The sequence below is a fragment of the Pedomonas mirosovicensis genome (assembly GCF_022569295.1).
Classification (GTDB): domain Bacteria; phylum Pseudomonadota; class Alphaproteobacteria; order Sphingomonadales; family Sphingomonadaceae; genus Pedomonas; species Pedomonas mirosovicensis.
In genome coordinates this window covers 1888992-1908623 of record NZ_JAKFIA010000001.1, presented here as the reverse complement: position 1 = coordinate 1908623, position 19632 = coordinate 1888992, and the positions used below count along the sequence as shown (strand labels likewise).

Annotated in this window: 17 protein-coding genes; 13 read left to right on the top strand and 4 right to left on the bottom strand. The window is 65.3% G+C overall.

Annotation, left to right across the window (positions count from 1 at the left end):
* Nucleotides 1-44: 44 nt before the first annotated feature.
* From L0C21_RS09085 to L0C21_RS09075, 3 genes are all read right to left on the bottom strand, one after another.
* Nucleotides 45-224: a hypothetical protein gene (locus tag L0C21_RS09085; RefSeq protein ID WP_259278888.1), complete on the bottom strand. Its 180-nt coding sequence runs from the start codon at nt 222-224 to the stop codon at nt 45-47.
* 280 nt (nt 225-504) lie between these two features.
* Nucleotides 505-876 carry a KGG domain-containing protein gene (locus L0C21_RS09080; RefSeq protein WP_259278047.1) on the bottom strand — a complete coding sequence of 124 codons (372 nt, stop codon included), beginning with the start codon at nt 874-876 and terminating at the stop codon, nt 505-507.
* Between the two features lie 108 nt (nt 877-984).
* The gene (locus tag L0C21_RS09075; RefSeq protein WP_259278046.1) at nt 985-2127 is read right to left on the bottom strand and encodes a pyridoxal phosphate-dependent aminotransferase; all 1143 of its coding nucleotides are present in this window, start codon (nt 2125-2127) and stop codon (nt 985-987) included.
* 460 nt (nt 2128-2587) lie between these two features.
* Here L0C21_RS09075 and dnaE point away from each other — a divergent pair, with 460 nt between their 5' ends.
* The 13 genes from dnaE to L0C21_RS09010 all read left to right on the top strand — a co-directional run bounded on the left by dnaE (nt 2588) and on the right by L0C21_RS09010 (nt 18945).
* On the top strand, nt 2588-6145 hold the full coding sequence (gene dnaE, locus L0C21_RS09070; protein ID WP_374940255.1) for a DNA polymerase III subunit alpha: 3558 nt from the start codon (nt 2588-2590) through the stop codon (nt 6143-6145).
* A gap of 437 nt (nt 6146-6582) precedes the next feature.
* Nucleotides 6583-7350, top strand: coding sequence for a 30S ribosomal protein S2 (gene rpsB / locus L0C21_RS09065; RefSeq protein ID WP_259278045.1), 768 nt, complete (start codon nt 6583-6585; stop codon nt 7348-7350).
* A gap of 290 nt (nt 7351-7640) precedes the next feature.
* Entirely contained in the window at nt 7641-8573 is a 933-nt protein-coding gene (gene tsf, locus L0C21_RS09060) for a translation elongation factor Ts (protein WP_259278044.1), read from the top strand.
* Nucleotides 8574-8699: 126 nt separating this feature from the next.
* Complete coding sequence (gene pyrH / locus L0C21_RS09055) at nt 8700-9425, top strand: UMP kinase (RefSeq protein ID WP_259278043.1); 726 nt, start codon at nt 8700-8702, stop codon at nt 9423-9425.
* Nucleotides 9426-9442: 17 nt separating this feature from the next.
* A complete protein-coding gene (gene frr, locus L0C21_RS09050; protein ID WP_259278042.1) occupies nt 9443-10000 on the top strand; it encodes a ribosome recycling factor in 558 nt (185 codons plus the stop codon).
* Nucleotides 9990-10742, top strand: a complete 753-nt coding sequence (locus L0C21_RS09045; RefSeq protein WP_259278041.1) for an isoprenyl transferase — start codon at nt 9990-9992, stop codon at nt 10740-10742. The genes frr and L0C21_RS09045 overlap by 11 nt, the downstream gene beginning before the upstream one ends.
* Before the next feature lie 31 nt (nt 10743-10773).
* Complete coding sequence (locus tag L0C21_RS09040) at nt 10774-11577, top strand: phosphatidate cytidylyltransferase (protein ID WP_259278040.1); 804 nt, start codon at nt 10774-10776, stop codon at nt 11575-11577.
* Nucleotides 11574-12761: a 1-deoxy-D-xylulose-5-phosphate reductoisomerase gene (locus L0C21_RS09035; RefSeq protein ID WP_259278039.1), complete on the top strand. Its 1188-nt coding sequence runs from the start codon at nt 11574-11576 to the stop codon at nt 12759-12761. The genes L0C21_RS09040 and L0C21_RS09035 overlap by 4 nt, the downstream gene beginning before the upstream one ends.
* Before the next feature lie 5 nt (nt 12762-12766).
* Nucleotides 12767-13912, top strand: a complete 1146-nt coding sequence (gene rseP / locus L0C21_RS09030) for an RIP metalloprotease RseP (protein WP_259278038.1) — start codon at nt 12767-12769, stop codon at nt 13910-13912.
* Nucleotides 13913-13962: 50 nt separating this feature from the next.
* Nucleotides 13963-16557 (top strand): outer membrane protein assembly factor BamA, encoded by a 2595-nt coding sequence (bamA, locus tag L0C21_RS09025; protein WP_259278037.1) that lies wholly within the window; start codon nt 13963-13965, stop codon nt 16555-16557.
* A 1-nt stretch (nt 16558) separates the two neighbouring features.
* A complete protein-coding gene (locus tag L0C21_RS09020) occupies nt 16559-17197 on the top strand; it encodes an OmpH/Skp family outer membrane protein (RefSeq protein ID WP_259278036.1) in 639 nt (212 codons plus the stop codon).
* A gap of 48 nt (nt 17198-17245) precedes the next feature.
* Nucleotides 17246-17704, top strand: a complete 459-nt coding sequence (gene fabZ, locus L0C21_RS09015; protein WP_259278035.1) for a 3-hydroxyacyl-ACP dehydratase FabZ — start codon at nt 17246-17248, stop codon at nt 17702-17704.
* 251 nt (nt 17705-17955) lie between these two features.
* Entirely contained in the window at nt 17956-18945 is a 990-nt protein-coding gene (locus tag L0C21_RS09010) for a hypothetical protein (protein ID WP_259278034.1), read from the top strand.
* 48 nt (nt 18946-18993) lie between these two features.
* Here the strand turns inward: L0C21_RS09010 and L0C21_RS09005 are convergent, their stop codons facing one another.
* Nucleotides 18994-19614, bottom strand: a complete 621-nt coding sequence (locus L0C21_RS09005) for a glutathione S-transferase family protein (protein ID WP_259278033.1) — start codon at nt 19612-19614, stop codon at nt 18994-18996.
* Nucleotides 19615-19632: the final 18 nt, after the last annotated feature.

The window sequence follows — 19632 nt, the reverse complement described above, 5'->3', positions numbered from 1 at the left end:
GCGGCCTGCCGGGGCCGCCGTTCTCGTGTCTGCCGGGTGCCGGATCAACGCTTGTCGGAACCGCGCCCGCCCTGCTGGCCGCCGCGCTGGCTCGACTGGGAGTGCTGGCCACCCTTGCGGCCGATCTCGGCCATGTGCTGCCGGTCCTGGCTGACGGTCTCGCCGCCCTTGCGGCCGGCTTCCTCGCGGCTCATCTTGCCGCCTTGATTCTTGTTCTGAGCCATCGAAACCTCCTTTTACTGGTCGATGTGACGAGAAAAAGAGGTGACTGGCACGGAATGTTCCGGCTTCCGGGGTGAACAGCGGGTAAGCAGGGACGGACCGTTGCCAGAGGCGGGTCTTCGCCTTCCCGCCGCAGCGCAAATCTCCCGCTTCCCATTGCCGGCATCCCAAATTCAGGCGCCCCGGCGGAATGGCCCCGCCATAAAAGGGGAAAGCAGCGCTGGAACAACGCTGCCTCCCCTGAACTGCCTTGCGCCCGGCTAAGCCCTGGCGCCTGACGGATTAACGATCCTGCGACCGGGATTCGCCACCCTTGCGGCCGGTCTCGCCGCTCTGGATGTCGCGGTCATCAGAGCGAGCCTCGCCGCCCTTGCGGCCGATATCGCTCATATGCTGACGATCCTGGCTGACAGCCTCGCCGCCCTTGCGGCCGGTCTCGCCGCTGCGGATATCCGGATCATCAGCGCGGGCCTCGCCGCCCTTGCGGCCGATGTCGCTCATGTGCTGGCGATCCTGGCTGACCGCTTCGCCGCCCTTGCGGCCAATTTCCGAGTAAAACTCGGGGCCGCGCTCGTCGCGGGTGGTCTCGCCGCCCTTACGGCCGGCTTCCTCAACGGTCATCTTGCCGCCGCCTTGGTTCTTGTCCTGTGCCATCGTTACCTCCTTCTTTGTACGGACGATGCACCAAAGTGAACAAGAACTCCGGCAATGTGTTCCACCCCCGCAGACAAAGAAACCATTAGCAACGATGAAGTGCACAGCCTAACGGTTGAGCCAGGACTCCAGCCGCTGCAGGGCCTCCTCCACCTCCGGCGTCGAGACCGCGAAGGAGAAGCGCAGGAACCGCTGGCCCTCGATGGGGTCGAAGTCGATGCCGGGGGCGAGCGCCACGCCGGTCTCCCGCACGAGGCGACGGCAGAAATCGAGGCTGTCGTTGGTCAGGTGGCCAATATCGGCATAGATGTAGAAAGCCCCATCGGGCGGCGCGATCCGGCTGATGCCCATGGCGGGCAGCCGATCCAGCAGCAGCTGACGGTTGGCGCGGTAGACCGCCACATGGGCCTGCAGCTCGTCCTCCGCTTCCAGTGCGGCGAGCGCCGCGTGCTGGGCCAGGCTCGGCGGGGTGAGGAACATGTTGCCGGTGATGGTGGCGAAGTCCTCCGCCTCGCTCTCCGGCACCACCAGCCAGCCGAGCCGCCAGCCCGCCATCGAGAAGAACTTGGAGAAGCTGTTGACGACCACCGCTTCGTCCGAAAAGGCGAGCGCCGTCGCCGGCGCGTGGGCGTAGCAGAGGCCGTGGTAGATCTCGTCCGAAATCAGGCGGATGCCGCGCCGCTTGCACACCTCGGCAATGGCGGCCAGCTCGTCGGCCGTCAGCATGGTGCCGGTGGGGTTGGCGGGGCTCGCCACGATCACGCCCGCAGGCGCGGGGTCCAGCGCCTCGATGTGGGCGGCGGTGAGCTGGTAGCGGGTCTCTGGCCCGCAAGGGATCTCGACCGGCTCCAGATGCATGGCGGTCAGCGTGTTGCGGTAGGCCGGATAGCCAGGCCGGGCGAGGGCGATGCGGTCGCCTGGGCGGAACAGGGCGGTGAAGGCCAGAACCAATGCGCCGCTCGCCCCGAACGCGGGGATGACCCGCTGCGGCGCGACCTCGATGCCGTAGCCCGACTGGTAACGCGCGGCGATCGCCTGTTTCAGCGGCACGCTTTCCCAGTAGCCCATGGGGTCGGCGTCCAGCACCGCGTGCGCGCGGGCGATGGCGGGTTTGGGCGCGCCGGTCGAGGGCTGGCCGAATTCCATGTGGATGACGGAGCGGCCTTCCGCTTTCAGCGCATGGGCAAGGCGGGAGATGCCGATGGCATGGAACGGGGCGACCTTGGGCCGGGAGGGGGAAGACTGGGACATGTGTACGCTTTCCTGGTGATGGCTGGGTTTTAGCCGGGCCGAGCCGCAAGGGCAACGCGCGCCGCGCCGCATGGGCCGCGCGCAGGCGGTGAGGCAAGGGCGGGGGTGCCGACGCAGGTTTATGGTCGAATGTTCGATTTTTGTTCTTTTGGGCGGTAGTCCATAGATGGTATGGTGCCGCCCATGGTCCAGACGCTCCCCCCTCCTCCTGCTGCTTTGCCTCCTTGGCCTGCTGTGGCCGTGGGAGCGGCTGGTGCGCGTGGCAGTTCGGGAACGGGTGGACTGGGGGCAGGCAGGCTGGGGGCAGGCAGGCCGGGGATGGGCGGGGCGCGGCTGGGCCTATGCGCCGCAGACCGAACGCGCTACACAGGGAGTCGCGGCGGGCACGCCCGGCAGCGGGGCGCTGCCGGTCTCTTCCATGCCTGTCCTGTCCATGGTTTTCAGCGGTTCCGATTCGAGCATGAGCAGCAGCACGTCCACCCGGTTTGTCCATCTCAGGGTGCAGTCCGCCTATTCCATGCTGGAAGGGTCCATGCACCCGAAGGACATCGCCAAGCTGTGCGTGAAGCACCATATGCCCGCGGCGGCGTTGACGGACCGCAACGTACTGTTCGGGGCCATGGAGTTCTCGGACTATCTGATGGACTCCGGCGTGCAGCCGATCATCGGCTGCCTGCTCGGCATCCGGCGGCCGCAGGTGGAGGGGGCTGCCGCCAACAGCTTCGCCGGCCCCAAGGCGATCTACGACAGCCTGGTGCTGCTGGCGCAGAATGAAACCGGCTACGCCAACCTTATCAAGCTGATCTCCGCGGCGCATCTTGCGGCAGAAGGCGCGGAGCCGCCCCATGTGGCGCTGGAGGCGCTCGAGGGGCAGACGGACGGGCTGATCGCGCTGACTGCTGGTTACGAGGGGGCCGTCGCGCGCCTGCTCGATGAAGACCAGGCTCAGGCGGCCGAAAGCTATCTCTCCCGGCTGGAGGGGCTGTTCCCCGGCCGGCTTTATCTGGAGCTGACCCGCATTGGCGACGCCGCCGAGGCCAAGGTGGAACCGCTGCTCATTGAGATGGCACACCGGCGGAACGTGCCTCTGGTCGCCACCAATCCGGTGCTCTACGAGGCGCAGGATTTTCATGCCGCCCACGATGCCATGCTGTGCATTGCGGACAGCACCTATGTGGACGAGCCAAACCGTCGCCGCTCCAACCCGGAGACCTGGTTCAAGTCACCCCGGCAGATGGAGAAGCTGTTCCAGGACGTGCCGGAGGCGCTGGCCAACACGGGCGTCATTGCCCGGCGCTGCGCCGTGGCCGCGCCGTCGCGCAAGCCGATCCTGCCCAACTATGCCCCCGGCATGTCGGAAGACGAGGTGGTGTCGGAGCGGGCGAGGGCAGGCCTGCAGGCGCGGCTCGAGAAGCACGTGTTCAGCGCGCAAGACGATGCGGCGACGCGGGAGGAAAAGGCGAAGGCCTACCGCGAGCGGCTGGACTATGAGCTGGGCATCATCACCCAGATGGGCTTCTCCGGCTACTTCCTCATCGTGTCCGACTTCATCCAGTGGGCGAAGGACAACGGCATTCCGGTGGGGCCGGGGCGCGGCTCGGGCGCAGGCTCGCTGGTGGCCTGGGCGCTGTCGATCACCGATCTCGACCCGCTGCGCCTCGGCCTGCTGTTCGAGCGCTTCCTCAATCCGGAACGCGTCTCGATGCCGGACTTCGATATCGACTTCTGCGAAACCCGGCGCGGCGAGGTGATCCGCTACGTGCAGGAGAAGTACGGCCGCGATCAGGTGGCCCAGATCATCACCTTCGGTAAGTTGAAGGCGCGCGCGGTGGTGAAGGACGTGGGCCGCGTGCTCCAGATGTCCTACGGGCAGGTGGACAGCATCTCCAAGCTGATCCCCAACAACCCCGCCGATCCCAAGACGCTGGTGCAGGCACTGGACGAAGTGCCGGAGCTGCGAAAGAAGCGCTACCAGGAGAAGGGCGCGGACCGCCTGTTCGATATCGCCCTCAAGCTGGAGGGCATGTACCGCCACACCTCCACGCACGCGGCGGGCGTGGTGATCGGCGATCGGCCGCTTGACCAGCTGGTGCCGCTCTACCGCGATCCGCGCTCGGACATGCCCGTCACCCAGTTCGACATGAAGTGGGTGGAAAAGGCTGGCCTGGTGAAGTTCGACTTCCTCGGCCTCAAGACCCTCTCGGTGCTGCAGAAGGCGGTGGATTTCCTCAAGCAGCGGGACATCGACCTCGACCTGTCCCAGATTCCCTGGGACGACCCGGCGGCGTTCGCGCTTCTGGCACGCGGCGACACGGTCGGCGTGTTCCAGCTCGAATCCGAGGGCATGCGCCGCACGCTGGCGATGGTGAAGCCGGACAAGTTCGAGGATATCATCGCGCTCGTGGCGCTCTACCGCCCAGGCCCGATGGACAACATCCCGACCTACGCCAACCGCAAGCACGGACTGGAGCAACCGGACTACCTGCACCCATGGCTGGAGCAGGTGCTGGCCGAGACCTACGGCGTCATCATCTACCAGGAGCAGGTGATGCAGATCGCCCAGATCCTGGCGGGCTACAGCCTGGGCGAGGCGGACCTGCTGCGCCGCGCCATGGGTAAGAAGAAGAAGGAGGAGATGGACGCCCAGAAGGCCCGCTTCCTCGAGGGCGCCAAGCAGAAGGGCGTGGATGTGGCGACGGCCGACCACATCTTCGAGCTGGTGGCCAAGTTCGCCGGCTATGGTTTCAACAAGTCTCACGCGGCGGCCTATGCGCTGGTTGCCTACCAGACCGCCTACCTCAAGGCCAATTATCCGGTGGAATTCTTTGCTGCCTCAATGTGTTACGACATGCACTTGACGGACAAGCTGAGCATTTTCGTCGAGGATATGAAGCGGCTCCAGCTGCCGGTGCTGCCGCCGGACGTGAACCGCTCCGAGGCCGAATTCTCCGTCGAGGCGTTGCCCGAGCCGTCGCCGGCGGGCCAGCAGCTTGGCGTGCGCTATGCGCTGGCCGCGCTCAAGGGCGTGGGCGAGAAGGCGATGGAAGGGCTGGTGGAAGAGCGCAAGGCGAATGGCCCCTTCCGATCGCTGGCGGATTTCGCGGATCGCATCGATCCGCGTCTCATCAACAAGAAGCAGCTGGAAGGGCTGGCGGCTGGCGGCGCGTTCGATGCGCTGGAGCCGAACCGGGCAGTGGTGCACGCCGGGCTTGAGGCAATTCTGAACTACGCTTCCGTTGCTGCCGAGGCGCGGGCCAGCGCGCAGGTCAGCCTGTTTGGCGAGGCGACGGGCGTCGAGGCCCAGCCGCTGCAACTGCCGCGCGCCGAGCCCTGGCCGCTGGCAACGCTGATGGACAGGGAGCGGGATGCCTTCGGTTTCTACTTCTCCGCCCATCCGCTCGATGCCTACACCCACGTGCTGCGGGCGCACAACGTCATCACCTACGCGCAGGCGATCAATTCCGAGCCGCCCACCAATGGCAACCGGATGCCGGTGACGCTGGCCGGCATGATCGAATCCGCCCGCTGGCGCCAGCCGCCGCCGCGCGACGGCAAGCAGGGAAACCGCTATCTAATGGTCGATATCAGCGACCAGTCCGGCCAGTACATGAGCATGTGCTTTGACGAGGAAGCGCAGGCCGGCATCGAACGGGCGGCAAGCGCGGGCGAACTGATGCTGATTGCGGGCGAGCTTCTCTGGCGGGAAGGGGACGAGGCTCCGCGCGTCACCATTCGCGGCGTCACTCCGCTGGAGCAGCTGGCCGACCGTACCCAGGCGGAGGTCACCGTGTTCGTGCGCTCCCGCGATCCCTTTCCGCAAATGGCAGGGCTGCTGGAGCGCTCCAAGGGCGGGCGCGGCCGCGTGAAGCTGCACCTGCTGCTGAATGGCGGCAGCCGCGTGGCGGAGGTGGCGCTGCCCGAGCGCTACCGGGTCGATCCCAACCTGTGCGCTGCGCTCCGCTCCCTGCCCGGCATTGATGACGCGCGCCTGCTGATGGGCGGCCAGCCGTTGGGGTGAGGGCGGTTGGTTCGGCGGCCCTTTGCTTCGCTTTGTTCTTTTTAAGTTTTTTCGCAGAGAGACTTGCCCCTCTGCACTCCCTTTCGTTTTCGGGCCGCGTTTAGGTCTCCCCGCCGCTTCTTCTGAAGTTTGGGGAGCGGGGCCGTACCCGGCATGACCGCAAGGCGTGCATGGCGCAACCGCGCTGCCATGCGCGGCACGCTTAAACGAAGCGGCACGCTTAACCGAATGGGGGTTCCAAGGGAGGGGCGCCCCCTCTTGGAGGAGGCAATTCCTGCAATCGCCCAGGCCAGCGTGCTTTTGTCTGAACGGGTTGCTTGATTTCTGCTTAAGGCTGGGGTAATGCCCCGCCCATCTCACACGCGGGGGCGAGCCTTCCCGGTGGGCCGATAGGCCGAAACCCCCGCGGCGGATATAACTGGAGAAGGAGAGAACGTATGGCGGTTCCCGTCGTTACGATGCAGCAGCTTTTGGAAGCTGGCGCACACTTTGGTCACCAAACCCACCGCTGGAACCCGCGCATGGCGCCGTACATTTTCGGCGAGCGCAATGGCGTCCACATCATCGACCTCAGCCAGACCGTGCCGCTCTTGGCGCGTGCGCTGCAGTTCGTCCGTGACGTGACCGCCGCCGGCGGCAAGATCCTGTTCGTCGGCACCAAGCGTCAGGCGCAGGACCCGGTGGCCGAGGCTGCAGCTCGTTGCGGTCACTACTATGTGAACCACCGCTGGCTGGGCGGCATGCTGACCAACTGGCGCACGATCAGCCAGTCGATCCGCCGCTACAAGCAGATCGAGGAGCGTCTGTCGGGCTCGACCCACGGCCTCACCAAGAAGGAAATCCTGAAGATGACCCGCGACCGCGACAAGCTCGCTCAGTCGCTGGGCGGCATCCGCGACATGGGCGGCCTGCCGGACGTCATCTTCATCATCGACACCAACAAGGAAAACATTGCGATCCACGAGGCCAACACCCTCGGCATTCCGGTGATCGCCATCCTTGACACCAACTGCAAGCCGGACGGCATCGCCTTCCCGATTCCGGGCAACGACGACGCCAGCCGCGCGATCAAGCTCTACTGCGACGCCATCGCCGACGCCGTTCTGGACGGCAAGGTGAACGAGCAGGTTCGCAAGGGCCGCGACATCGGCGCCATGGAGCAGCCGGTGGAGCAGGGCCTGGCCGAGGCTCCGGCCGCCGAGTAACGCACGGCAGGACAACCCCGGTCGCCGCAAGGGCGGGCCGGGGTTGTCCCCGATGCGCTTGAGCGACGCTCGCGGCGCGCTCTGCCAAAGAGGCTCCGTGATGCGTTTGCAAAAGCAATGACGCATTGACGTGTTAGTCCCGCTGTCTCGCGGGACTCCATCGCGGTACGCAACAGTATCCCCGCGTTTATGGACCCCCGCACCGGCCCCTGGCGGCACGATCGCCAATGCGCCAGCCCGCGGGGGTGACACGTTGTAAGACGACTGCGATCAGACCGAAGGGATGAGACATGGCTGAGATTACTGCGAGCCTGGTGAAGGAACTGCGCGAGAAGACCGGCGCGGGCATGATGGACTGCAAGAAGGCGCTGAACGAGACGGGCGGCGACCTGGAAGCGGCAGTTGACTGGCTGCGGACCAAGGGTCTGGCCGCTGCCGCGAAGAAGGCCGGGCGCGTGGCCGCCGAAGGTCTGATCGGCATTGCCGTTGCCGGTACGAAGGGCGCGGTGGTCGAGGTCAACTCCGAGACCGACTTCGTTGCCAAGAACGAGATTTTCCAGAATTTCGTGCGCGCCGTCACCGAGATCGCGCTGGAAAAGGGCACCTCGGACATCGCCGAGATCGCCAACGCTGCCTATCCGGGCGGCGCCGGCACCGTGGCCGAGCAGCTGACCCAGAACATCGCCAACATCGGCGAGAATCAGTCGCTGCGCCGCGCCGGCACCATCGAGGTGAGCCAGGGCGTCGTCTCCGGTTATGTCCACGGCGCCATCGCGCCGGGCATCGGCAAGATCGGCGTGCTGGTTGCCCTTGAGTCGGCTGGCGATGCCGAGAAGCTCGAGGCGCTGGGCAAGCAGATCGCCATGCACGTGGCCGCTGCCAGCCCGCTGGCGCTGGACGAGACCGGCATCGATCCGGAAACCCTCGAGCGCGAGCGCGCCATTGCCGCTGAAAAGGCTGCAGCGAGCGGCAAGCCGGCCGAGATCGTGGGCAAGATGGTCGAAGGCGCGCTGCGGAAGTTCAAGGAAGAAGTCTGCCTGGTGAACCAGGTGTTCGTGATCGACGGGAAGACCAAGATCAGCGACGTGATCGCCCAGGCCGCCAAGGACGTGGGCGCTCCGGTTGTCCTGAAGGGCTACCTGCGCTTCCAGCTGGGCGAGGGCATCGAGAAGCAGGCGAGCGATTTCGCCGCTGAAGTTGCCGCTGCAGCCGGCTCGAACTAAACCGAAACTGTTGGCAGGACCGGCCAGCCCCTCTATGGTGCTGGCCGGTTTTGCTTGTCTGGATGAGGCGTCCGGCGGAGTATGCCGGATGCAGAGAACGAAAGATCAGGGAGAGGGACGGGGACTATGACGGCGCGGCGGCGATTTAACCGGGTCCTCCTCAAGCTCTCCGGCGAATCCCTGATGGGAACCGGGCAGTACGGCATCGACCCGGCCACGGTGGAGCGGATCGCAGTCGAGGTGAAGCTGGCGCGGGATGCCGGCTTCCAGATCTGCCTGGTGGTCGGCGGCGGAAACATCTTCCGCGGCCTGGCCGCTGCCGCCAAGGGGTTCGACCGGGCTTCGGCCGACTACATGGGAATGCTGGCGACGGTGATGAACGCGCTGGCGGTGCAGAATGCGCTTGAGCACATGGGCGTCGAGACGCGGGTGCAGTCCGCCATTCCGATGTCCAGCGTGTGCGAGCCTTACATCCGCCGCCGGGCCGTGCGGCACATGGAGAAGGGCCGGATCGTCATTTTCGCGGCGGGCACCGGCAACCCGTTCTTCACCACCGATACGGCAGCGGCGCTGCGCGCGGCGGAAATGGGCTGCAACGCACTCCTGAAGGGCACGCAGGTGGACGGCGTCTACACGGCCGACCCCAAGAAGGACCCGAACGCCGTGCGCTATGAAACCTTGAGCTTCAATAAGGTTCTGGCCGACAATCTTCAGGTTCTGGATGCGTCCGCGGTCGCGCTGTGCCGTGACAACAGCATTCCGATTGTGGTCTTTTCCATTCACGAGCATGGGAACCTTGCCCGCGTGCTGGAAGGCACCGGCACGGCGACCATTATCAGCAACGACGCCTGACAACGAGGCACGATATCATGAGCACCTACGACAAAGCCGATCTTGAGCGCCGGATGCGCGGCGCGCTGGAAACCCTGAAGCACGATCTCTCCGGCCTGCGGACCGGCCGGGCCTCCACGTCGCTTCTCGATCCGATCGTGGTGGAAGTCTATGGCGCGAACATGCCGCTGAACCAGGTTGCGACCGTGACCGCGCCGGAGCCGCGCATGCTCTCCGTGCAGGTGTGGGACCGCTCCAACGCCAGCGCCGTCGAGAAGGCGCTGCGCTCGTCGGGCCTTGGTCTCAACCCGATCGCGGAAGGCCAGGTGATCCGCCTGCCGATCCCCGAACTGACGGAAGAGCGCCGCAAGGAGCTGGCCAAGCTGGCCTCCCAGTATGCGGAGAAGGCCCGCGTCGCCGTTCGCAACGTGCGCCGCGACGGCATGGATGCACTGAAGAAGGCGGAGAAGGACGGCGAGATCGGCCAGGACGATCACAAGCGCCGGGCCGACGAGATCCAGAAGCTCACCGACAAGGTGATCGGCGAGATCGACGCGGCGGCCAGCGCCAAGGAAAAAGAAATCCTTGGCAAGTGATGGGCCGACGTTGACCGCGACCGCACCCTCCCGCCTGGCCGCGAATACGCCGCCCCGGCACATCGCCATCATCATGGACGGCAACGGCCGCTGGGCGAAACGGCGGCTTCTGCCACGCGCCCTCGGCCATCGCCAGGGCGCGGAGGCTGTGCGGCGCACGGTCTCGGCCTGCGTGGAACTGGGCGTCAGCTACCTGACGCTCTACGCCTTCTCGTCGGAGAACTGGAAGCGTCCGCCCGAGGAGGTGGACGACCTGATGAGCCTGCTGCGGCACTATCTCCGGAACGAGGTGGCGGAACTGAACGCCCGTAACGTGCGCCTGCGCGTGATCGGCGATCGCACCCGGCTTTCAAAGGACGTGGTGGCGCTGGTGGACGAGTCCGAGGCGCTGACCGCCGGCAATACCGGGCTGACGCTCATCCTGGCGCTGAACTATGGCGCGCAGGCGGAGATCACCGCCGCCGTGCGGGAAATCGCCCGCAAGGTGAGGGACGGCGCGCTGGACGCGGACGCGGTGAGCGAGGCGACGGTCGCGGAGCATCTGCTTACCCGCAACATTCCCGACCCGGACCTCATCATCCGCACCTCGGGCGAGCAGCGGCTGTCCAACTTCCTCTTGTGGCAGGCGGCCTATGCGGAGCTAATCTTCGTGCCCTGCCTGTGGCCGGACTTCGATCGCGATGCGCTGGAATCGGCGCTGGCGGATTACGCGCAGCGCGAACGGCGCTTCGGAGGACGGTGAAACAGCCGTGTCCGGGGGGGATTCAAAGCCTTTGTCTGATCTGAAAGTCCGCCTGATCGCCGGGCTGGCCATGGCCGCCGTGGCGCTGGGCCTGTTGTGGCTGGGGGGCGTCGCCTTCCTGGCGCTCGGCGTCATCATCTGCGCGCTGGTGCTGCGCGAATGGTGCGGCATCACCGGGGCGGCGCGGTCGCGCGTGGCCTACCGGATCGCGCTGACGCTGCTGGCCGCAAGCTTCGGCCTTGGCGGTAGCGGGCGCTGGGAATGGGCGCTGGCGCTGGTGGTGATTGGCGGACTGGCGATGGCGCTGTGGGGCGTCGGCTTGCGGCAGCGGGCGGCCCGGTGGACCGGGCTGGGGCTGGTCTATGCCGCGGTGCCAGGACTGGCGCTGGTGTGGCTGCGCGGCCTGCCGGACGGCTTCCTCATCGTGCTGTGGCTGATGGTGGCAGTGGCGCTGACGGACACCTTCGCCTACTTCGCCGGGCGGCGCTTCGGCGGGCCGAAGCTGGCCCCGCGCATTTCCCCGAAGAAAACCTGGTCGGGCCTCATCGGCGGCATGGCGGGCGCGGCGCTGGGCGGCTGGGTGATCGGCGCGCTGTTCGGCCTGCCGCTGGCAGCCTCCGGCGCGCTGGCGGGCGCCGCGGCCGTGCTGGCCGTTGTGGCGCAAGCGGGAGACCTTGCGGAATCTGCGCTGAAGCGAGCGTTCGACGTGAAAGATTCCGGCAGCATCCTGCCCGGCCATGGAGGTATCATGGACCGGGTGGACGGCCTGATTGCAGCCGCGCCGGTGGTGGCGCTGGCCGAACTGGTTGGGCTTGGGATAGGAGCCATTCTGTGAGCGTAAGGCCCGTCACGATCCTTGGGGCAACCGGTTCGATCGGCCGCTCGACGCTCGATCTGATTGGGCGCAACCCGGACAAGTATCGGTGCGTGGCGCTGACCGCCAACAGCAATGTGGTGGAACTGGCCGAGGCGGCGCGAAAATTCCGCCCCGAACTGGCGGTTGTGGCCGATGCGAACGCCTATGGCGCGCTGAAGGAGGCGCTCAGCGGCACGGGCATCGAGGTGGCCGCAGGGCCGCAGGCGGTGGTCGAGGCAGCCGAGCGCCCGGCAGACTGGGTGATGTCCGCCATCGTTGGCGCGGCAGGCCTGCAACCGACGCTGAAGGCGGCTGAGCGCGGCGCGACCGTGGCGCTGGCCAACAAGGAATCCCTCGTTTGCGCCGGGGATCTCGTGACCAAGGCTGCCAACGACAGCGGAGGGCGGCTGCTGCCGGTCGATTCCGAGCACAACGCCATTTACCAGGTGTTCGACTACCAGCGCCCGGAGCGGGTAGCCCGGGTGATCCTGACCGCCTCGGGCGGGCCGTTTCGCGGCAAAAGCCGAGAAGAAATGGCGCAGGTGACGCGCGAGCAGGCGCTCTCGCACCCGGTGTGGTCGATGGGGGCCAAAATCTCCATCGATTCGGCCACGCTGATGAACAAGGGGCTGGAGCTGATCGAGGCGCACCACCTGTTCCCGGTTTTGGTCGAGCAGCTGGACGTGCTGGTGCACCCGCAGTCGGTCGTCCACTCGATGGTCGAATATGTGGATGGCTCGGTGCTGGCCCAGCTGGGCACGCCCGACATGCGAACGCCCATCGCCTATACGCTGGCATGGCCGGATCGGATCGAAACCCCCAGCAAGCGCCTGGACTTGGCGGCCATCGGCCAGCTCACCTTCGAGCGGCCAGATCCGGAACGCTTTCCGGCGCTGAATCTGGCCTGGTCGGCGCTGCGCGCTGGCGAGGGAGCCCCGGCCGTGCTCAACGCTGCTAATGAGGTGGCGGTGCAGAGCTTTCTTGATGGGCGGATCGGCTTTCTTGATATTGCCGCAATCGTTGCGGAAGTTCTGGACAAGCTCGGCGCTCCCCGGATTGGAAGCCTGGCGGACGTGATGACTGTGGACGCCGAGGCGCGACGCGCCGCCCGGGCCGTGGTCGAGGCAAGAAATGGCGCCGCATCCGCGGAAAGGAAAAGGTAGCACGGATGGTTGAACTGCCGCAGCCCGGTCTCTTCTTCACCATCGTGATCTTCCTCGTCGTTCTGGGGATTCTGGTCTTCATCCACGAATGGGGCCACTACATCGCCGGCCGCATCTTCAAGACCCGCATCGAGAGCTTCTCCATCGGCTTCGGCCGGGAGATGTTCGGCTGGACCGACAAGGCCGGCACCCGCTGGAAACTGTCGCTGCTGCCGTTCGGCGGTTATGTGAAGTTCGCGGGCGACCAGAACGGCGCCAGCCTGCCGAGCCCGGAGGCCATCGCCGCCATGACGCCGGAGGAGCGGGAAGGGACCTTCGCGCTGAAGCCGGTGTGGCAGCGGGCAATCATCGTGGCGGCCGGGCCGCTGGTGAACTTCCTGTTCGCCATTCTCATCTTCGCCGGCTTCTTCATGACCATCGGCCAGCAGTACACCCCGGCGCGGGTGGCCGAGGTGATGCCGAACAGCCCGGCGGCCGAGGCGGGCTTCGAGCCGGGCGACCTCATCCTTTCCATCGATGGCAGCGACGTGGACTCCTTCGAGGAGGTGCGCGACCGCGTGCGCCTGTTCTCGGGGCAGGGTGCGATGTACGTGGAGGTGGAACGCAGCGGCGTGACGCGCGAGCTGGTGGTGAAGCCGGAGCGCATCACGGACAAGGACCCGTTCGGGAATGTGTATGTGCGGGGGCAGGTGGGCCTGCTCGGCGGGATGCCGGAGCTGGTGCGCCGCGGCCCCATCGAGGCCTTCTACTACGCGACTGAGGCCACCATCGACCTGACGGTGATGATGGCCAGGGGGCTGAAGGAGATCATCACCGGCGACCGTTCCGTGAAGGAGCTGGGTGGGCCGGTGAAAATCGCTCAGGTCTCGGGCCAGCACGCCTCGCTGGGGCTGCTGGCGCTCATCAGCTTCATGGCGCTCATCTCGCTCAACCTCGGCTTCGTCAACCTTCTGCCGGTGCCGATGCTTGACGGTGGGCATTTGTTTCTCTACGCGATCGAGGCTGTCCGTGGCCGTCCGGTCAGCCAGAAGGTGCAGGAATGGGCATTTCTCGCCGGATTTACGCTGGTGGTATCTTTGATGGTTTTCCTCACCTGGAACGACCTGGCATCCTTCGGACTGTGGGACCGTTTGTCAGGCGTCCTGGGTTGATCGCGTACTTCACTCATTAACTTGGCATCAGCGGGACAGGGGCAACACGCGTGAGTTCTAGGGGTAATCACCGGTCTTCGGCATCAACGCTGGCCGTCATCCTGACGGTGACCACGGCCCTGACGCCGGTACTGGCCAGCGCCCAGCAGGTTGGCCCGGCGGGCCCGGCCGCACCCACGCCGGTACAGGGCCAGAATCAGGGGGCGGCGCAGGAACAGGCTCCGGCCCAAACCCAGGGGGCGGCCCAAACGGCCGCGCCCGCAGCGGCGCCGACGGCCGAGCAGCGCGCGATCCGCGCCATCGCGGTCGAGGGCAACCAGCGCCTGGAACCGGAGACGGTCCGCTCATACATGAACCTGGAAGTGGGCGACCCCTACGACCAGGACGTGCTGGACCAGGCCCTGAAGCGCCTGTTCTCCACCGAGTTCTTCGCCGACGTGCAGATCGTCGACAACAACGGCGTCATCACGGTGAAGGTGCGGGAGAACCCGATCATCAACCGCATCGTCTTCGAGGGCAACGACAGCCTTAAGGAAGACAAGCTGCGCCCCGAGGTGAAGCTGGCCCCGCGCCAGATCTTCACCCGCTCCAAGGTGCGGGCGGATGTGGCGCGCATTCTCGAACTGGCCCGCCGCTCGGGCCGGTTCGCCGCCTCGGTCAACCCGGTGGCGATCCAGCTGCCGCAGAACCGCATCGACTTGGTGTTCGAGATCACGGAAGGGCCGAAGTCTAAGGTCCGGCAGATCAACATCATCGGTAACGAGAAGTTCTCGGATGGCGACCTGCGCGGCGAGATGGCGACCCGGCAGGCCCGCTGGTGGCGGTTCCTCACCTCCAACGACACCTATGACCCGGATCGCACCGCCTACGACCGGGAAAAGCTGCGCCAGTTCTACCTGACGGAAGGCTATGCGGACTTCCGCGTGGTGTCGGTGGCCTCGGAGCTTGCGCCGAACCGCAAGGACTTCGTGCAGACCTACGTGGTGGAGGAAGGCGAGCGCTACAAGTTCGGCAAGATCGACGTGGAGAGCAAGATCCGCGACCTGAAGCCGGAGCTGCTGCGCCACCTCATCCAGATCAAGGAAGGCAGCTGGTACAACGCCAAGCAGATCGAAACCACGATCGAGAGCCTGACCGAGACGGCCGGCCTGTTCGGTTATGCATTTGCGGACATCCGTCCGCAGATCAACCGCAACAAGGAAGACCTGACGATGGACGTGACGTTCGTCGTCAACGAGGCGCCGCGCGTCTACGTGGAGCGCATCGACATCAACGGCAACGTGCGGACGCTCGACAAGGTGATCCGCCGCGAGTTCCGTCTGGCCGAGGGCGATCCGTTCAACAGCTTCAAGGTGCGTCGCTCGCGCGATCGCATCCAGTCGCTGGGCTTCTTCCAGGACAATCTGGAGATCGAACAGAAGCCGGGCTCCACGCCCGACCGCGTGGTGCTGGAAGTGAACGTGGAAGAGAAATCCACCGGCGAACTCCAGGTCGGCGCAGGCTTCTCCTCGATCGAGAGCTTCATCGCCGACGTGTCGATCACCGAGCGCAACCTGCTCGGCAAGGGCCAGGAGGCGCGGCTGGGCTTCACGCTGTCGAGCTATCGCAGCGAAATCGACCTGTCGTTCACCGAGCCCTATTTCCTCGACAAGAACCTGGCGGCGGGTATCGACGTCTACCGGCGCGACCTGAACAGCTTCCGCTTCAATGAGGTGGGCAACGACGACCGGCAGACCACCTACGAAGAGGTGACCACCGGCTTCCGTCTGCGCTCGGGCTTCCCGATCACCGAGTTCTGGTCGCTGGGCCTGCGCTACGGCCTGTCGCAGGCCGAGGTGTCGCTGGACCGGAGCGTCTACTTCACCAACGGCCAGTGTAACCTGTTCACCGCGGGTACGTACCTTTGCGATCTGGTCGGCCCCACGGGCGAGTCCAACCGCACCACCTCGTCCGTCGGCTACACGCTGGTATTCGACAACCGCGACAACGCCATCCGCCCGAGCCGCGGCCAGCGCTTCACCTTCAGCCAGGATTTCGCCGGTGTCGGCGGCGGCGTGAAGTACGTGAACAGCCGCATCGACTACGACCGCTACTGGCGCCTGTTCGGCTCCAACTTCGTCCTGCGGACCGGCGCCGAGGGCGGTGCGGTGTTCGGCTGGGGCGGCCAGAACGTGCGGATCAACGACCGCTTCTTCCTCGGCGGCCCGCGCATCCGCGGCTTCGAGATCCGCGGCATCGGTCCGCGCTCCGTGCGTACCTGCACGGAGGCGGGCGTGGAGGCCAAGACCTGCTCGTCGGCAGGCCTGTCCTATGACGATCCGCTCGGCGGCGAGATGTACTATCTCGGCAGCGCCGAGCTGGAGGTGCCGCTCGGCGCCGCCGCCAACGAAATGGGCCTGCGGACGTCGGCTTATGTGGACGTCGGCAGCCTGTGGAGCATCAGCAAGGCTTCCGCCGCCGGAACGACCACTGGCATCTCAGAACAACTGCTGGGCGACACGCCAAGCCCGCGCGTATCGGTTGGTATCGGCGTCTCGTGGAACTCTCCGTTTGGCCCGTTCCGCATTGACCTTGCAAAAGCGCTGGTCAAGGAAGAGGGTGACGACACTGAAGTCTTCCAGTTCAACATAGGGACACAGTTCTAAAATGAAGAAAATTCTCCTGACCGCCGCTGTTTCTGCGGGCCTGGGTTTTGCGATGATCAACCCGGTCATGGCCGCCCAGGAAGCGGCCCCGGCCGCTTCGGCCGCGCGGTCGCAATACCTGGTGGTTGACCTGAACCGCGTGGTGCGGGAATCCGCCGCCCTGAAGGCTGCCCAGCCGACGCTGGACTCCAAGCGCAATGCCGTGGAATCCAAGCTGAAGACCTATCAGACCCAGCTGGAAGCAGACGCCAAGGCCCTGCAGCAGCAGGCTGAATCCGGCATCGCCGCGCCGGACGTGCTCCAGGCCAAGCAGCGCGAGCTGCAGGAAAAGGCCCAGAACGCCGACAAGGACGTCTCGCAGCTGCGGAACGACTATGCCCGCACCGAAAACTTCGTGGTTGACCAGATCCTCAACGGCTCGAAGCCGGTCATCAACGACATCATCAAGGAGCGGGGCGCAACCCTGGTGCTGAACCGCGAGGCAGTGGTGTTCGCCAACCCGAGCATCGACATCACGGGGGATGTGATCGCTCGGATGGAAAAGAGCCTGCCGACCGTCTCGACCACGCCGCCGGCCCCGCAGGCCGCCGCGCAGTCGAACCAGCAGACGGCCGCCAAGCCGGCTGCCACCAAGAAGTAATCAAAGCGTTTACGTGATCTGACAGAGCTTAAAGGGGGGTATGCGTTCATGACAGAGACCGCCGAAACCGTAACCATCGATCTCAAGCGGATTCTGGAAATGATCCCGCATCGCTACCCCATGCTCCTGATCGATCGGGTGAACGAAGTGGTGAAGGACGTCTCGGCGGTGGGCATCAAGGCCGTCACCATGAACGAGCCGTTCTTCCAAGGCCACTTCCCGGGGCACCCGGTGATGCCGGGGGTGCTGATTATCGAGGCGATGGCGCAGACGGCTGCGGTGCACGCGGTGCATTCGATGGGCGGGGAGGCCGAGGGCAAGCTCGTCTTCTTCATGAACATCGACAACGCCAAGTTCCGCAAGCCGGTGGAGCCGGGCGTCATCCTGCAGCTGCGCGTGACGCAGACGCAGGCGCGCGGCCCAGTCCGCAAGTATCGCGGGGAGGCCTATGTGGGCGATACCAAGATGGCGGAAGCCGACTTCGGCGCGATGATCGCCAACGGGTAAGGGCTCTGATCCACCCGAACGCAACGAACGGACTGGAAGACCAGACAGCGGAAAGGCCGGGGCGAAAGCTCCGGCCTTTTCTGTTCGGGAAGGAGAGATGTCAGGGCCGCGATGCCGGAGGCAACAGCAAGGGATGCTGCTCCTGCAATGAGAGGCGGGTGGTACGTAAAACTATCTAGTATCAGCTCCGTATCAAATTCTGTAGCTTTGGGTGTCGACAGTCTCGAGGCGCTTGAAGCAGGAGGGGTAAGGTGGGACTCAAGGGAATAGTATTGGCTGCGGTATTGGGAGCATCCTGTGTTTTCGCAATGAAGGCTGACGCCCAAGTCCACAAGAGAGTCATGGAGGTGGAAGGGGCGTGGACCCATCTCTCGGGCATGACATTTCCTACGCAGCTTTTAGGCTATTCCCGCAAGAGCCTTGTCGATTACAGCGTTGTGAGTATCGCTGACGTTGCTGGCCAATACGAGTCTGCCGACGGCAAGACGACCATTTTGGTTTACGCTTTCCGTCCCGGTGTTGGAAACAGCGCTGTCCTGGCAGATTTCTCGCTGCAGTGGTGGCGGGCCCAGGGGGCAACGACCTCCACTGCTCCGGCGGACTTCACGATCGCTGACGGAGAAAAGCCCAATGGTTGGCGGTTTATGAGCCGCATGCCTAATTTAAGCGTGGCTTCCGCTTTGGCGCAGGGCGATGACGGCTGGATATTCAAGGTGTCCGTTATCCTGGCATCCCAGCCAGATCTGGACCCTAATACGATCCTGGACCAGGCAATCGGCGCGATAGAGTGGCCTCAAAGTGTACGGCACGCAACTCAGCAACCGTTGCCCCAACCCTGTGCTGAGCAGGAGCGGCCTGACCAGGATGCCGTCGTTCGAGAACAGGTGTCCTTTGACGAACTAAAAGCAAGCATGTCCTACGCCCAGGAGTGGACCGAGTATTGCCGGGGACCCTGGTTTCTGGAGAGTGGCGTCTATCGGCCGATAAACGGAGCGAAAGGCTACGTGATTGTAAGGGATGAATCCGGAATCGGGCTTTTGATCCATCCCAATGAGACCAAGAACAACAAAGGTTTTTCTGTAATTCTGCGTAGAGCAATGGAGTTCGGCCTGTTTCCGGGCTTCGAGAGCGAACCGACGCCCGAGCAAATCGTGGCGGTTACGCGCGGCCGAGGGCCGGTGGCGAGGCTCACCCTGAGCGCCGATGGATCAGTCATTTCCGCATCCCAGGCCGGACGCTGAGCCGCTGGCGCGCCTTTTGGCGATTCTTCGGCGCCGACATGTCAACCATCACGACAGCGGCTGGGCGACGACCTTGGCGTAGGCGGGGCGGGTAAGCAGGCGATCGTACCAGCGGGCGAGGTTGGGCAGGTCGCGCCGCTCGATGGGCAGGTTGAACCAGGCATGGATGACCGTGCCGAGGGGGATGTCGCCCATGCCCAGCTGACTGCCGGAGAGAAAGGGCTGGCGGGCCAGCTGGTCATCGGCAATGGCGAGGAGCTTTCCGGCACGCTCGACGGCGGCGGTGATGGCAGCCATGTCCCGCTGGGCCTCCGGCGTGCGGACGAGGCCCCAGAAGATGGTGACGAAGGGCGGCACGAAGTTGATGCTGGTCCAGTCCATCCAGCGGTCGGCCAGTGCGCGCTCGGCGGGATCGGCGGCGTACAGCGTGCCCGGCGCATAACGGGCGGCGAGATAGCGCACGATGGCGTTGGATTCCCATAACGCCAGATCGCCGTCCTCCAGCACCGGGATCTGCTGGTTGGGGTTGAGCGCGGCAAACTCCGGACTGTCCAGCCTGCCGTAGGCTCCGCCCACGTCGATGCGCTCGTAGGAAACGCCTGCTTCCTCCGCGCACCACAGTGCCTTCTTCACATTGTTGGAATTGGCCCGGCCCCAGATCTTCAGCATGGATCATCTCTCTTCGTT

Coding starts and splice junctions, on each gene's coding strand:
- L0C21_RS09005 (WP_259278033.1), bottom strand. CDS start 19,614: ATGCTGAAGATCTGGGGCCGGGCCAATTCCAACAATGTGAAGAAGGCA.
- L0C21_RS09020 (WP_259278036.1), top strand. CDS start 16,559: ATGAAGAAAATTCTCCTGACCGCCGCTGTTTCTGCGGGCCTGGGTTTT.
- pyrH (WP_259278043.1), top strand. CDS start 8,700: ATGACGGCGCGGCGGCGATTTAACCGGGTCCTCCTCAAGCTCTCCGGC.
- rseP (WP_259278038.1), top strand. CDS start 12,767: ATGGTTGAACTGCCGCAGCCCGGTCTCTTCTTCACCATCGTGATCTTC.
- rpsB (WP_259278045.1), top strand. CDS start 6,583: ATGGCGGTTCCCGTCGTTACGATGCAGCAGCTTTTGGAAGCTGGCGCA.
- frr (WP_259278042.1), top strand. CDS start 9,443: ATGAGCACCTACGACAAAGCCGATCTTGAGCGCCGGATGCGCGGCGCG.
- fabZ (WP_259278035.1), top strand. CDS start 17,246: ATGACAGAGACCGCCGAAACCGTAACCATCGATCTCAAGCGGATTCTG.
- L0C21_RS09080 (WP_259278047.1), bottom strand. CDS start 876: ATGGCACAGGACAAGAACCAAGGCGGCGGCAAGATGACCGTTGAGGAA.
- L0C21_RS09085 (WP_259278888.1), bottom strand. CDS start 224: ATGGCTCAGAACAAGAATCAAGGCGGCAAGATGAGCCGCGAGGAAGCC.
- dnaE (WP_374940255.1), top strand. CDS start 2,588: ATGAGCAGCAGCACGTCCACCCGGTTTGTCCATCTCAGGGTGCAGTCC.
- L0C21_RS09075 (WP_259278046.1), bottom strand. CDS start 2,127: ATGTCCCAGTCTTCCCCCTCCCGGCCCAAGGTCGCCCCGTTCCATGCC.
- tsf (WP_259278044.1), top strand. CDS start 7,641: ATGGCTGAGATTACTGCGAGCCTGGTGAAGGAACTGCGCGAGAAGACC.